This is a genomic window from Peribacillus sp. B-H-3, from assembly GCF_048572925.1.
Taxonomy (GTDB): Bacteria; Bacillota; Bacilli; order Bacillales; family DSM-1321; genus Peribacillus.
This window is the reverse complement of record NZ_CP183879.1, coordinates 1,125,473-1,139,364: the sequence shown is the minus strand read 5'-3', so window position 1 is coordinate 1,139,364 and position 13,892 is coordinate 1,125,473. Positions and strand designations below refer to the sequence as shown.

At 40.5% G+C, this 13,892-nt stretch carries 13 protein-coding genes and 1 pseudogene; 8 read left to right on the top strand and 6 right to left on the bottom strand.

Features of this window, described 5'->3' with window-relative positions; genetic code table 11:
* Window positions 1-151: 151 nt before the first annotated feature.
* The gene (locus ACN6MY_RS05535) at window positions 152-532 is read left to right on the top strand and encodes a DUF4440 domain-containing protein (RefSeq protein WP_419883097.1); all 381 of its coding nucleotides are present in this window, start codon (window positions 152-154) and stop codon (window positions 530-532) included.
* A gap of 138 nt (window positions 533-670) precedes the next feature.
* Window positions 671-793 (top strand): annotated as a pseudogene (locus tag ACN6MY_RS05530) (IS1595 family transposase); the annotation flags it as partial.
* A gap of 71 nt (window positions 794-864) precedes the next feature.
* Here ACN6MY_RS05530 and ACN6MY_RS05525 read toward each other — a convergent pair.
* Window positions 865-1,719, bottom strand: a complete 855-nt coding sequence (locus tag ACN6MY_RS05525) for a DMT family transporter (protein ID WP_419883096.1) — start codon at window positions 1,717-1,719, stop codon at window positions 865-867.
* 210 nt (window positions 1,720-1,929) lie between these two features.
* Between ACN6MY_RS05525 and ACN6MY_RS05520 the strand changes: the two genes are divergently transcribed.
* The 3 genes from ACN6MY_RS05520 to ACN6MY_RS05510 all read left to right on the top strand — a co-directional run bounded on the left by ACN6MY_RS05520 (window position 1,930) and on the right by ACN6MY_RS05510 (window position 3,571).
* The gene (locus ACN6MY_RS05520) at window positions 1,930-2,067 is read left to right on the top strand and encodes a hypothetical protein (RefSeq protein WP_419883095.1); all 138 of its coding nucleotides are present in this window, start codon (window positions 1,930-1,932) and stop codon (window positions 2,065-2,067) included.
* A gap of 384 nt (window positions 2,068-2,451) precedes the next feature.
* Entirely contained in the window at window positions 2,452-2,874 is a 423-nt protein-coding gene (locus ACN6MY_RS05515) for a hypothetical protein (RefSeq protein WP_419883094.1), read from the top strand.
* 157 nt (window positions 2,875-3,031) lie between these two features.
* Window positions 3,032-3,571: a hypothetical protein gene (locus ACN6MY_RS05510; protein WP_419883093.1), complete on the top strand. Its 540-nt coding sequence runs from the start codon at window positions 3,032-3,034 to the stop codon at window positions 3,569-3,571.
* Between the two features lie 74 nt (window positions 3,572-3,645).
* Here ACN6MY_RS05510 and megL read toward each other — a convergent pair whose 3' ends face one another.
* A complete protein-coding gene (megL, locus tag ACN6MY_RS05505) occupies window positions 3,646-4,845 on the bottom strand; it encodes a methionine gamma-lyase (RefSeq protein ID WP_419883092.1) in 1,200 nt (399 codons plus the stop codon).
* 295 nt (window positions 4,846-5,140) lie between these two features.
* Here megL and ACN6MY_RS05500 point away from each other — a divergent pair, with 295 nt between their 5' ends.
* Complete coding sequence (locus ACN6MY_RS05500; protein WP_419883091.1) at window positions 5,141-5,677, top strand: pyridoxamine 5'-phosphate oxidase family protein; 537 nt, start codon at window positions 5,141-5,143, stop codon at window positions 5,675-5,677.
* A 173-nt stretch (window positions 5,678-5,850) separates the two neighbouring features.
* The gene (locus tag ACN6MY_RS05495; RefSeq protein WP_419883090.1) at window positions 5,851-6,195 is read left to right on the top strand and encodes a hypothetical protein; all 345 of its coding nucleotides are present in this window, start codon (window positions 5,851-5,853) and stop codon (window positions 6,193-6,195) included.
* A gap of 512 nt (window positions 6,196-6,707) precedes the next feature.
* On the opposite strand, the gene ACN6MY_RS05490 is transcribed toward ACN6MY_RS05495, so the two are convergent.
* From ACN6MY_RS05490 to putP, 3 genes are all read right to left on the bottom strand, one after another.
* The gene (locus ACN6MY_RS05490) at window positions 6,708-7,844 is read right to left on the bottom strand and encodes a DEAD/DEAH box helicase (RefSeq protein ID WP_419883089.1); all 1,137 of its coding nucleotides are present in this window, start codon (window positions 7,842-7,844) and stop codon (window positions 6,708-6,710) included.
* A 76-nt stretch (window positions 7,845-7,920) separates the two neighbouring features.
* Window positions 7,921-9,195 (bottom strand): ATP-binding protein, encoded by a 1,275-nt coding sequence (locus tag ACN6MY_RS05485; protein WP_419883088.1) that lies wholly within the window; start codon window positions 9,193-9,195, stop codon window positions 7,921-7,923.
* A gap of 111 nt (window positions 9,196-9,306) precedes the next feature.
* Window positions 9,307-10,779 carry a sodium/proline symporter PutP gene (gene putP / locus ACN6MY_RS05480; RefSeq protein ID WP_419883087.1) on the bottom strand — a complete coding sequence of 491 codons (1,473 nt, stop codon included), beginning with the start codon at window positions 10,777-10,779 and terminating at the stop codon, window positions 9,307-9,309.
* A 335-nt stretch (window positions 10,780-11,114) separates the two neighbouring features.
* Here putP and ACN6MY_RS05475 point away from each other — a divergent pair, with 335 nt between their 5' ends.
* Window positions 11,115-13,166, top strand: a complete 2,052-nt coding sequence (locus ACN6MY_RS05475) for a molybdopterin-dependent oxidoreductase (protein WP_419883086.1) — start codon at window positions 11,115-11,117, stop codon at window positions 13,164-13,166.
* Between the two features lie 86 nt (window positions 13,167-13,252).
* On the opposite strand, the gene ACN6MY_RS05470 is transcribed toward ACN6MY_RS05475, so the two are convergent.
* On the bottom strand, window positions 13,253-13,810 hold the full coding sequence (locus ACN6MY_RS05470) for a general stress protein (RefSeq protein ID WP_419883085.1): 558 nt from the start codon (window positions 13,808-13,810) through the stop codon (window positions 13,253-13,255).
* Window positions 13,811-13,892 lie beyond the last annotated feature (82 nt).

The window sequence follows — 13,892 nt, the reverse complement described above, 5'->3', positions numbered from 1 at the left end:
TAAGCAGGTTTAAAGTTGAGGGATTGTATACTTTAGAGATTCTTTTTAAAAGGCTCTATTCGTAAAGATTGTTGCTTTTAAAAATAACCTGGAAAATCCACCGTATATAGTATAATTATTACAATTATTCAAATTAAAGGATGATGATATTGTGGATGCGAATTTAAAGGAACATTTAAGGGAATTAGAGGAAAGCCACACAGGACTAGAAGTACGTAAAAGTCGTGAAAAACTAGATGAAATACTTGCAGACGAGTTCTTTGAAATAGGTAGTTCTGGGTATATGTTTGATAAAAAAGAATGCCTTGAAACTGGAGTTGTGTTGACTGAAATGTCACTGCATAACTATGAAATTAATCCGTTAGCACCAGATGTAGTTTTATCTACTTATTTTATTGTAGATAAAACTAGAAATCGTAACACGTTTCGCAGTTCTATATGGAAACTTATTGATGGCAGATGGCAATTATATTTTCATCAAGGCACTATATCACCATTGCAATTAAGTGAAGTTCTTAAAGAAACCAAATAAATTGTGCATTGTGCTAACAAAAATTTAAAATAGTAAAAGGAAGACAGCCGTTTCTCAATGGAATGGCTGTTTTTATACACCTCACGCAGAAACTTAACTGTAATTCTATTTGAGTTTTGGCAAGCACTGAGCAACATCTGGTTCCATGAAACAATTGAATTCGAAGCTACAAAAGCAAATCTGAAGGAGATTTACGCCTTCCTTTTCCCAGTGGCAGAAACATATGATAGTCTTAGAAAATCTGAATTTATTATTGCATAATGGAATAAATTCAGATGAGCATTGCAAATAAGTCCTTATAAAAAAACTTTTATAAGGACTTATCAATAGCGCTATAAGCTTGCCAAAACCGCACCCGCAATCGTGATAATTCCACCCAATAACGACATTAAAGAAATTTGTTCATGTAATAAGAAAACACCAAATATAACCGTCCAAACAGGAAGTAAGTTGATGAATGGTGCTGCTTTTCCTGCTCCAACAATTTTCACACCAGTGTTCCAGGAGAAATATGCCCCGACTGATGCAAAGGTGCTAACATATAGTACTGCAAGCCATGCGTTCGTTGACATATGAATCATGCTTGGTTGTACTGTCCCTATGCAACTGATGGCACTTAGTATTGTTCCATAAAAAGATGCCCCTGCCGTCATTGTGAGAGGATCCATCTGTTTCCCATATTGTTTACCAAGTACGGTATATAATCCCCAAGCCAAGCAAGATAGGACAATTTCCATGTCACCAATGAGGGAACCCTCGGAAGAAGCTTGGTTTTTCCCCAGTAACAATGTAATAACACCAATAATCGAAACCGCAGTACCTATCCAAGCCTTTAGTTTGATGTGTTCTTTAAGAATGAATGGAGTAAATATTAAAATGGCAACTGGAATACCTGCTGAAATCATCCCAGCTTGAGAAGCACTAATGGACCTTAATCCTAAGTAGTTCAACGTTGAAAATGCAAATACACCAAAGAAGCCAAGGATCAGGAATTCCTTCCATTTCGAGAATAAAGGCAACCTCTTTTTAGAAATTGTCATAATTCCTATAAGAATGATTGTTGAAATTGCCCACCGAACTGTGTTAAGTAAGGTTGATGGTAATGCAAGTGCCAAAAACCTCCCACAAATGTAATTGCCTCCCCATAAAAGAGTGGCTACAATCAATAGCAAAATCCCACGTTTCACGTTTTCCCAACCTTTCTATTAATCTTGTATATAAAAGAAGCAAACTATTTACTATATTTTCACTTAATGATTGAGTTGTGCTTTTTCAATAAGTTTTTCTGTACTTATTGCTTCTTCCATACTTTATTTTGTATCAATAATGGACACATGTGTATCAATATTGGAATAAATTTATATTGTTACTTATTTTTTGTCAAGGGAGAATAGATTATGAATAACCAAGAAGGAGTTCACAGCGTTGTTCATGCTATTCGTATATTGGAGCAGTTCCAAAATGGTGAGGGCATCACTGCGAGTCAGCTTAGCCAAAGTATTGGCGTTCCAAAGGCAACGTTTGTCGGATTTTAAAAACATTTGTACTCTATGGCATTTTGTTAAGAAGGATGAGTAAGGAGATACATTAATTAAAGGGGACTTTTTTTGCTTAAAGCCTGGATTAATCTTGTTTTATATTTGCTCGTCATATTCGTCAATTATTTGGCTAATGCAATTCCGATTAACGGGAATACAACGGGAGAATTATCAAAACGCATTAAAGTGCTTTTTACTCCAGCGAGCTTTGTTTTTTCCATTTGGGACCTAATCTAAGTTTTAGCGGGAATTTGGGTGCTGAGGCAATTCTTAAAAAAGCAGCGGCAATCACCGGTATACCGTGCTTCTTTTTCGTTATTTTCTGTGAGCTGCATTCTGAATATCTCATGAATATTATTGTGACATAACGAATTTTTCATTTTGACTGTTATCTTTATGGCAGGATTGCTTCTCTCATTGATTGGGCTTTATCAAAAAATAAAGAAACGTCACCATACATTCATGGACCTAGCTCCCTTTTCTATTTACTTAGGGTGGATATCCGTTGCGACGATAACCAATATTGCCTATGTGCTCAAAAACTATAACTGGAAGGGTTTCGGTCTCTCTGATTTAATATGGACCATTATCCTGCTTCTCGCTGCTTCTGCCCTGGGTGTCATTTTCCGGTTTAAAAATGATGATTGGCTTTATCCGCTTGTTTTTGTCTGGGCGTTCATCGGAATTGGCGTTAAAAATGCAGAGGGTTATCTGCAACTGGCATATCTTTCCTATGTTTTAGCTGCCATCCTTTTTATTGCTGTGTTAATTCCTTTAATCTCAAGAAGGAGTATTCGTACTTAGGTATAGGATGCAGAAAGAAAGGATGCATAGAATACCCTCAATCCCAATTGGAAAATTAAATCATGTTTTTCAGGCTCTATGACGGGTACCTGAATAGTGGACCTCCTGCTCACACACAAAATCACACAAACATCTTAGATGAAGGGGGTTTTTTTCCATGCTGGGAATGTATGATATCATTAAATTTTTAGTTTCCTTCTTCTTTATTTTTCCCATTGTCACAATGATTCATTTAATGGGGCACCTCTTTTTTGTTACCATTTTTGGCGGCAGTAAAAAGAGACTGATCATCGGAAGCGGAAATCTATTATTTTCTTTTGGAAAAGTTGAAATCCGGAAATATTATTTTTGGAACGGGGCTTGTAAATTCCATCAATTGAAATTTGATAACAGGTTCACAAACACACTGATTTATTTGGGAGGATCCATTTTCAATTTTGCAGGCATGTATACTGTCAGCAGTCTGAAATACGCTCATATTATTGATTCATCTGTAATTATGGATCAATTTATATACTTTTCTTTCTATGTACTATTTTTTTCGCTTTTTCCTATGTACTTTAATGACGGGAGTCCCAGTGACGGAAAAGCCGCTATCCTGGCGCTGAAAAAAAAGCATGATGATAAGTACACAGGTGACATTCTTATTACCCAGATTGAAGATTTGAAGAAAGACGACGATTCGCAAGAACGATAAGAGCTTGATCTTATCATTCTTGCTTTTTTATTTGGTTTGCTCTTTCAATACTTTATGTTATTTTGTCCAATCGCTTAAATTTTTTCATGAATAAGGGCATTCAGCGCCTGGTTTATGTCTTCCCAGATATCATGACAATTCTCAAGTCCCGCCGATAACCTCAGCATCTGATCAGTAATGCCCATTTTAATCCTGGATTCTTCCGGGACAACAGCATGTGTCATTGTGGCAGGGTGCTGTATCAAGCTCTCTGCGTCTCCCAGACTGACTGCAATCTTCACCATTTTAAGCTCGTTCATGAACCTTTGAGCATCCTGTTTGGTACCCTTGATTTCAAAGGTAACCAAGCCTCCCCCCTGCTTCATTTGGCGTTCTGCTGCAGAAAACCCGGGAAGGGAATGATCTAAAGGATAGTAAATCTTATTTACCATTGGATGATTTTGCAGTTCCCTGAAGATGTGGAGAGCATTCGCTGAGTGGCGATCCATCCTTACTGGCAGGGTCTTAATGCCTCTCAGCAAAAGCCAGGCATCAAAGGGAGATAATATGCCGCCAATATCTTTTTGTGCAGATCTGGCAACCCGGCTGATGTATTCCCTGCTTCCTGCCACAAGTCCAGCGACAACATCTCCATGGCCGCAAATGTATTTGGTCGCGCTATGAAGAACGATATCACACCCCCATTCAATTGGCCTTTGAATATATGGGGTAGAAAAGGTATTATCGACTACAACAGGTATTCCGTATTCCTTCGCCACCCTTGAAATCATCTGCAAGTCCAATACCTTCATTGTTGGATTAATGGGTGTTTCAACATAAATACATGCCGTTTCTGGAAGGATAAGATTTCTTAATTGTTCTTCTGTTTCCATTTCGCAAAAATCATGGCTGATGCTATATTTCTCCTTTAAAAGATTCAATAATCCGAAGGTACAGCCATATAGACCCTGGGAACAAATAATGTGGTCATTGGCCTTAGTCAAATCAATTAAGACAGCAGAAACTGCTGCCATGCCTGAACTGAATGCAAGTGCCGCCTCAGCTCCTTCAAGGACTGCAATTCGTTCTTCAAGTGCACGCACTGTGGGATTGCCAAGACGGGAGTAAATATAGCCTTCCTCCGTACCTGCAAATCTCCTCTCTCCCTGCTCTGCCGTTTCAAAAGTGAAGGTTGATGTCTGGAAGATAGGTATGGCAAGGCTCCCAAGGTGAGCTTTTGAATCATACCCTTCATGAATCACAGCTGTTTCAATATGTTTATACTTGCTCTCCATAGTTCCCCTCCTTGTTATGTCTGTATGCTTCTATCTTATGTTAAATAAAATAAAATTGGAAGCGTTTTCATTTCTGACTTAATTACACGGATTTATATTTTTGGCTCTGTTAAACTTGCCTGTGGATTTCCGCTCCAGACGCTAAACTCCCTTGATCAGCCAATTAGTCAGCATATTTTACTGTTGCCGAATTTCAATTCCCCATGCAGATGTATGCAGTACTGTACAATAAACCTTAGAAAACTACCAGATATATAGTAAAATATTCTCATATAATCCGCTTAGGAGGAAAAATATGAGACAGAGGAATATGGCATGCTTTGACGATGAGAAAATTAATAAGTTTCTTTCTTGTTCTGAAACCGGATATTTAGGATTGTTTGACGGGGTCTATCCTTATGTGGTACCTATGAATTTTATATGGCATGAAGGGGCTGCTTATTTTCACGGAGCGGATGAAGGCAAAAAAGTAGATATTATGAAACATAATAACAGGGCCAGCCTGACGGTTTCCGAAAGCTTTGGAACCATTGCAGATCCCGTCCCTGCAAGAACGGACACAGCATATATGAGTGTAATGATATTCGGTGAAATTATTTTTTTGCAAGATTTAGAAGAAGCTTCAGCAGTAATGCAGCACATGCTCGATAAATACGTTCCGGGATATTACGAAACCCCGCTTCAAAAAAGCCATGTAGATAAATATCGGTCGTCTCTTGGAAGCAAAACGTTCATTTATAAACTGCTGCCTCAGAGCATAACGGCAAAAGAGAATCCAATGAACAAAGATAAAAGCTTTTTCCCTGGCAGAACCATCCGTAGTGATAAATAAGACAAAGGGGAAACTGAATGTGATCATTCCGTTTCCCCTTTACGATTTTCATTAGATTTTCAACCAATTTGATCAAGAATAGAATTTTGGTTATTATCATATGGTTTTTTTTACCATTACGTGCTTTAATATGGAAAAGGAAAATCCTATGAGTCACAGGAGTGTTAAATTTTATGAAGCGATTTATATCATTAATCTTAGTTTTTATCATTTTATTAGGAATAGGTATCTATTATTATGGCAATTTAGACAAAAACTATCGCTTAGAAAAAGGATTTTATGATTTTCCAATACCAGATGATGCAAAGTTAGAAAGCGAAAACAAAAAAGCAAAAAATTATGAGTGGGACCCAGCCACAGGTACAGAGGTACCCTTAAGTTATCGTTTAATGATTAAGAAGAGTGGTTGGAAACAGATACAAATAGAAGGTGCAAATATGATATTTCAAAAAGGTGATAACATTATAAATCTTAACTTTGATACGGATTATATAGAAATAACAAAAGAATCAAAGTGAACTTATTAAGTATAGGTTCTAAGCAAAATAATGATTTTATCATGAATGTTAATTTATCAGGGTAAACAGATCCATACTTGGGCGATTGATGCCTGAATACATATCTTTCACCAAATCATACATAAAAAGAAATCAAATGCCCTCTCTAATTTACGAACTAAATGGTCCACAGGCATCAGTTGATCTCAAGCAATTATTTCGATTTGATCTCGCTGAATGGAATGATGTTTAGATAGCATGGTCATCACCTCAAAATTGGCTATCTATTTTAAAACAAAACTCTTTTCTTAAAGATTGATGTTTTTTAATTTAATGTGTTCTGTGAAGCGATCCCATTGTTAAGTGAGGTTGATTGGAGCGCAAGGCGCGAGCATCCTGGAGCGTAAATCAATCACCTTGTTCCATGGCAACAAAGTTTACGAAACAACCTAAAACAAAAAAGACTGTAGGCAAACCCGTCTTTTCGGGTTTGTCTACAGTCTGAGACAGCATCATATGTCTTTCTGCTTCATTTACTGTTCATCTACTAATTTTCCGCCAAAAAAGGTTTTCTTTGAAAGTGTCAGTTCCAGTTCACGGGCTATTTTTTTTAATTCCCGCTCTTCCCTTTCCGTAACCAGGGAGATGACTGTGCCGTCTGCCCCAGCCCTGCCTGTTCTGCCAGAACGGTGTGTGTATTGATCTGCATCCTTCGCCAAATCAGCATGGATTACAGTGTTAAGCCCTTTGATATCCAGTCCTCTTGCTGCTACATCTGTGGCTAGAAGCAGCGGGGACTTTCCAGAGCGAAGATTCCTCAGCGCTTTCTCACGCTCCATTTTGCTGGATTCACCATGAAGGACCTCAAGCTTAATTCCTTTATAATCAAGTTTTTCCTTAAGTACGGTTAATTCTGCTATATCGTTTAAAAATGCAAGACCTTTTAGATTTTCGAGACGGGTAATTTTTTCAATCATTTTAAATTTGTCCCGTCTGTCTCCGACCAGATACATATGATCTACCTTTGATTCCATTCTTTCACTTTTATCGATTCTCACAATTTCAGGCTCATTTAAAAGCTCTCCTGCCAGCTGTTCTGCCTGCCCGGTTAATGTTGCAGAAAAAATAAGCACCTGGCGATCCTTCATTGTAGACTTAACAATATTCCGGATGGTTGCTATATGTTCTGATACAATTAGCTGATCTCCCTCATCCAGGACAATCGTCTTCACTTCATGCATTTTGATTTTCTTTTGAGCAATAAGCTCATATATGCGCCCGGGAGTTCCTACTATAACCTGGGGATGCTTTTTCAATTTTTCAAGCTGTCTTTTTGGGTTGGCTCCTCCAATAAAAGCAGCTCCTGTAATTTCGCTTCCTTCTGACCAGATGCGCACCTCCTCGGCAATCTGCATGACCAATTCTCTTGAAGATGCAAGAATGACAGCCTGAGGCGCTTTTTTCTCCGCATTCATCTTATTTAACAGGGGCAGCAGATAAGCAAGCGTCTTTCCAGTGCCTGTCGGAGATTCTGCGATAAGGTCCTTTCCTTCCGCAATGAGGGGAATGGCCTTTGTCTGGATGGGTGTCGGCTGCCGGAATTCCGATTTCTCCCACGCTTTTATAATAAAAGGCTTCATATCTAAAGTTAGTGGCTGTGTGTCTGTCATATTGTTCTCCTTTAATCATTATTGCTAGTTTAGGGTTCTGTTTTTCCTATAGTACCTTCCTCCATAGTATCACTATTTAAGGGGAGTCTGCCAATGGAATGCGGATAGTGACGGTTGTTCCTTCATTTTTTTTGCTTTGGAAAAGGATTTTCCCCTTATGGCGTTCGATAATCTTTTTGCAAACGGCAAGGCCAATCCCAGTTCCCTTTTCTTTCGTAGAATAAAAAGGCTCGCCAATCCGGTTCAGGCGCTCCGGCTCCATCCCTATCCCATTATCCTGGACGGTCACAATAACTTCATCATAATCCGTGGTCAGGGTAATGCTGATTTCACCGTTATGTTCCAATGCCTCTATTCCATTTTTTATAATGTTAATGAGCACCTGTTTGAGCTGGATGCTGTCTGCCATAACAAGGGCTGGGACGGCTGATTTTTCCCTGTAAAACAATTCGATGCTATCCAGATTGGCCTGTGCCTTCATTAGCATAATGACCTGGTCGATGATTTGATTCATATCCTGAACAGCAAATGTCACATCCTGCTTTTTCCCAAGAATGAGCATTTCACTCGAAATAATATTGATCCGGTCAATCTCTGTGAGCATGATTTCCAAATGAGCTTCATTTACTTCTTTTGTCATACCCATAATCTGTACAAAACCTTTTAATGAGGTCAGCGGATTCCTGATTTCATGGGCGACTGAAGCAGCAAGGTGGCCAATGACCGATAATTTTTCTGATGCAATCATTAATTCTTCTTCCCGCCGCATGATGGTGATATCCCGGGCAATTACAAAAATGCCAGTAATCTGGTCATTCACGCTGCTGGGCAAAAACGTGCATCTTAATATCGCTTTTTCGCCATCTAATTTATTTAAGACAGTTTCAAATAGGGATGCTTCCCCTTGAAGCGCGCGATAATAGTATTTTTTTACCTTTTCATATTCACCTGCCATCATCCTTAAGAAAGCTTGGTTTTCTTTTAAGAAGTCGGCCTTGCATCCCAGTATTTCTTCTCCAGCCGGGTTGATCGAAGAGACTCTCCCTTCTAAATCCAATTCAAGAACCGCGTCAGGATTATGGATGAAGATGGACTGATATTGCTGATTTTTCTTTTGGAGCTCGTTTTTAGAAGCCACAAGCTTCGATGTTCCGTTATGGATAACGGTATACAGGAAAATACCGGTCAGAATGATAAACAGCCATCCCTTATAACGCTGAAAAAAAGCATATAGATTAAGGTTTTTTTGGGCAAGTGCCATGGATAGCGAATCCGAACCTATAATCCAGATAACGCCAAGTATGATATAGATAATTGATATTTTTAGGGCAATTTTACGAGAATGGCTCATATTGTTTCCTCTTATGCTTGAATTCTTTATACGTTAATCAGTATTCCATGAAAAAACTGCTTATATAAGCATTTGGAATTTTATTTAGTGAAGAAACAGGTCCCTTTTAGGTCATTGATTAAGTATTTTCACGGCTGCATCGAATTCTTTTTCGATTTCCCGTGACGGTTTTCGTGTCAGCAGGCTAAAAATCAGGATTGCCAAGGTTCCTGCAGCAAAACCCGGGATGATTTCATAAACATTTTTATAAATGCCAAGCCTTTCCCATAAAATTACTGTAGCCGCTCCAGCGATCATGCCAGCAAGCGCCCCTGTTCCCGTCATCCTCTTCCAATACAAACTCAATAAGACAACAGGACCAAAAGCCGCACCAAACCCTGCCCAGGCATACCCTACAAGTTCTAAAATTGTTTTACTGGGATTCAGTGCCAGATATAAGGCAATTGCTGAAATAATCAGTACCGAAATTCTGCCCGCAAGTACTAATTCCCGGTCTGAAGCAGAACGCCTGATGAATGCTTTATAAAAATCATCTGTAAGTGCACTTGATGTGACTAAAAGCTGCGAAGCAATGGTGCTCATTACAGCAGCAAGAATGGCTGCCAAAAGGAAACCGGCAATGAGCGAAGGAAATAACTGCTTTGAAAGGAGAATGAAAACACTCTCAGCCTCCTTTATTCCCAAAGGGGAGTGATGAATACTGAAATATGCAATTCCAACCAAGCCTGTAAACATCGCGCCTGCTATGGAAAAAATCATCCAGCCCATCCCAATCCTCCTTGCGCTTTTAATTTCCTTTACTGAAGATATCGCCATAAAGCGGACAATGATGTGCGGCTGTCCAAAATAGCCAAGTCCCCACGCAAGAAGAGAAATTATGCCGATAGGGGTCGTTCCTTTAAAAGCTTCCAAAAGCTTTGGATTGACCGAATGAATTTCGTCAAAAGTCCTGTCAATGCCCCCAATATTATGAATCGTGACAATTGGCACTAAAATGAGTGCAATAAACATAATAGTTCCTTGAACAAAATCCGTCCAGCTTACAGCGAGAAAGCCTCCAAATAAAGTATAAAGAATCACGATGCTTGCTGTAAGCCATACCCCCAATGTATAGTCCATATGAAAAGCCGTGGTGAACAGCTTCCCGCCCGAAACCATGCCTGATGATGTGTAAAAAGTGAAAAATATTAAAATGACAAGTGCGGATGCTATCTTTAAAATACTTGAGGCATCTTTAAAACGATTGTGAAAAAAATCCGGGATAGTCAGTGAGTTATTGGCAGCTTCAGTAAATATCCTGAGACGCGGTGCAATAAACAGCCAGTTGAGATAAGCCCCTGCCGTCAGCCCGACTACTATCCAGCCGCTGCTTAGGCCGGCAGCGTACATGGAACCCGGAAGACCCATCAAAAGCCAGCCGCTCATATCCGAGGCCCCTGCGCTCATAGCAGTTACAGCAGGACCCAAATTCCTTCCTCCAAGCATATAATCCGATAAGCTAGACGTCCTGCGGTATGCAATATAGCCAATCAAAAGCATCCCTGCCATATAAATCCCAATAGAAATAATCATTCCATGGTTCAACGCTTTCACCCCTTATAGTTCGTTAATCATTAATAAATAATATCCTATCTTAACAAATAATATAAACCCGGTTAATGCGGTTTACCTTGTTTTGGATTGAAAACCTTCTTTATACCCATGTTGCTTCACTCTTTTTCAAGTATCCTCTATTGATGGAATGGTAAAATTCCACTATCATAAAAATAAGCTCAATAAAATTGGATTTGTAAAAGTACATGGTTAATTCTGCACATTTTTGAATGGGGAGGATTCGCTTGACCCTTGCTTCCGGAGAAGAGAAAACATCTTCAGGTAAAAAAGACGAAATATTCCATGAACATATAAGGAGCAAAAAAATGAATTCATATATTAATCAAAGAGATGGGGTTTTTCCCTCCGTCTGTTCACTGGATTGTCCAGATCAGTGCGGTCTTCTTGTCCATAAAAGGGAAGGAAAAATCATTAAAGTAGAAGGAGATCCAAAACATCCGGTCACAAAAGGGAATATATGCAATAAAGTGCGGCATATGGCGTCACGCCTTTATGATCCTAAAAGGCTCAAGTATCCAATGAAAAGGGCAGGCGCCAAGGGAGAAGGGAAATTTGAGCGCATCAGCTGGGAAGAAGCGATAGCAAGCATCACCTCTCATTGGAAAATGCTGATCTCCGAGCATGGCCCGGAAAGCATCCTGCCTTATAGCTTTTACGGAAACATGGGCAATTTAACAGCCGAGGGCATGGACCGCAGATTTTTCAACCGTTTAGGAGCAAGCGGGCTTCTCCGCTCTATTTGCAACTCTGCGGGATCGGCTGGCTATACGTATACAATGGGGGGATCTTTTGGCATCGACCCTGAAGACACGATCCATTCCAAATTAATTATTATGTGGGGAATCAATGCAGCCAGCACAAATATGCACCAGGTTGCACTGGCACAGCAGGCGAGAAAAAACGGAGCAAAAATCGTTGTCATTGATGTGCACAAAAATCAGACAGGAAAATTTGCAGATTGGTTCATTCCCATTCTCCCAGGTACAGATACCGCTCTCGCACTGGGAATCATGCATCTATTATTCTCTGAAAATATGGCGGATATTGAGTTTTTGAAGCAGTATACAACCGGCTGGGAAGAACTTCGCCAGCATGTTTCTCAATATGATCCCAAAACTGTTTCAGCCATCACTGGCATACCGGAAGATGACATATACAAGCTGGCAAGAATGTATGGAGAAACTTCCCCATCCTTCATAAGGATAGGAAACGGTTTGCAGCATCATGATAATGGCGGGATGTGCATAAGGACGATTGCCTGCCTGCCTGCCCTCACAGGACAATGGGGCATCAAGGGCGGCGGCGCCATCAAAGGAAATTCAGGATATCTGGCATTCAATACTGCTGCGCTGCAGCGTCCGGATTTACTGAAGGATAAACAAACCAGGACGATTAACATGAACGAGCTGGGAAAGGCACTGCTGAGTCTGGAGGAACCCGTACGGTCCCTTTTCGTATACAGTTCAAATCCTGCAATTGTAGCTCCAGATGCCAATAAGGTCAGAGAGGGGCTGATGCGGGAGGATTTATTTACTGTTGTGCATGACCTGTTTTTAACTGAAACTGCCCAGTATGCCGATATCATCCTTCCGGCATCGTCATCCTTCGAAAATATAGACTTTTTCACTTCCTATTGGCATCATTATATGCAAATTCAAAAACCGATAATTGAAGCTTTCGGTGAATCAAAATCGAACACAGATGTCTTTCGGCTGCTCGCAGACGGAATGGGATTTAATGAACAGGCGTTTAAGGATAGTGACGAAGAAATGATCCGTCAGGCGCTGGATTTCCCCCAAAATCCTTATCTGGAGGGAATTACCTTAGATTCACTCATGGAAAATGAGTTCTTGAAAGCGAAAACCAGTCCTCTGTTTCCAGGTGAATTGCCCACACCGAGCGGAAAAATTGAGTTATATTCCAAAGCGATGGAACGTGATGGGCACCAGCCGCTTCCTGTCTATAAACCGCTGAAAGAGGATGGGGATTTGCCATTTCTTTTTGTTCCGGCACCTAACCATAATTATTTGAATTCGACCTTTTCCAATAATGAAAAACATGTTTCTCTAGAGAAATCCCCCAGACTTCACATACACACTGAAGATGCTTTGAAGCTCGGCATCCAGGACAAAGATGATATCAGGATCTGGAATCACCGCGGAGAATGCGTGCTAAAGGCAGCCGTAGGAGAGCATGTGCTGCCCGGTGTATTAGTGAGCCAGGGACTATTTGCAGATGTCATCGGAGCCAAACAGCTCGTAAACTCCCTGACCCCGGATAGGATTGCAGATATGGGCGGCGGCGCCGTTTTCTTCTCCGGCAGGGTGAACGCTGAAAAGGCAGGAACAGAAAAATGATGACGGAGTCCCTCCCTGGACCGGCCATAGCATTATGCACGAAAAAAAGGAGCTGCCGTTATGAGGCAGCTCCTTCTTTTAAAATATCAATATCTTTTAGCGCCGGAATTGACATCATCAACGGTTTGATCAAAGCCTGCACGCTGATCATTTCTGCCAGGATGTACAGGATCTGTATCATACTTTTCTGTTAAACCCGAATCGCTTCTCTTAGCATTAGGATCAACAAGCACAAGCAATTTACCTGCTTTCACATCAGTTTCATAGCGGTCTGCTTCATCTTCAGGAATTCCCATTCCGATAAGAGCACCTGCCAATCCTCCAGTGCCTGCACCAACAGCCGCCCCAGTAAGCGTGGCAACGATTGGGCCTGCCGCAAGAATCGGGCCTATTCCGGGAATTGCCAAAGCACCCACCCCGGCCAATAACCCGACAGCACCGCCCAGGATGCCGCCTGTCGCAGCTCCGGCCGCCATTCCTTCTTCTGTGTTAGTTCCTGTAGACTCATTTACCATATCCACATCATCGCGGTCCTTAGCGATTACTGAAATATCGTCCCGGTCATATCCTTGCCGTTTCAAATCTTCTACCGCACGAATTGCATCTTCTCCATTATCATATACGCCGACTACTCTCTTATCCATTTCCCTCAGCTCCTCTAAAAAGTGTATGGTTATTACATACCCTTATTAAGAAAAAACTAACCATGGACTGAATGATAATAAA

What these genes read in the sequence shown, in the direction of transcription:
- ACN6MY_RS05510 (WP_419883093.1), top strand. Translation starts at nt 3,032, where the DNA reads ATGCTGGGAATGTATGATATCATTAAATTTTTAGTTTCCTTCTTCTTT.
- ACN6MY_RS05520 (WP_419883095.1), top strand. Translation starts at nt 1,930, where the DNA reads ATGAATAACCAAGAAGGAGTTCACAGCGTTGTTCATGCTATTCGTATA.
- megL (WP_419883092.1), bottom strand. Translation starts at nt 4,845, where the DNA reads ATGGAGAGCAAGTATAAACATATTGAAACAGCTGTGATTCATGAAGGG.
- ACN6MY_RS05500 (WP_419883091.1), top strand. Translation starts at nt 5,141, where the DNA reads ATGAGACAGAGGAATATGGCATGCTTTGACGATGAGAAAATTAATAAG.
- ACN6MY_RS05490 (WP_419883089.1), bottom strand. Translation starts at nt 7,844, where the DNA reads ATGACAGACACACAGCCACTAACTTTAGATATGAAGCCTTTTATTATA.
- ACN6MY_RS05475 (WP_419883086.1), top strand. Translation starts at nt 11,115, where the DNA reads ATGAATTCATATATTAATCAAAGAGATGGGGTTTTTCCCTCCGTCTGT.
- ACN6MY_RS05470 (WP_419883085.1), bottom strand. Translation starts at nt 13,810, where the DNA reads ATGGATAAGAGAGTAGTCGGCGTATATGATAATGGAGAAGATGCAATT.
- ACN6MY_RS05495 (WP_419883090.1), top strand. Translation starts at nt 5,851, where the DNA reads ATGAAGCGATTTATATCATTAATCTTAGTTTTTATCATTTTATTAGGA.
- ACN6MY_RS05485 (WP_419883088.1), bottom strand. Translation starts at nt 9,195, where the DNA reads ATGAGCCATTCTCGTAAAATTGCCCTAAAAATATCAATTATCTATATC.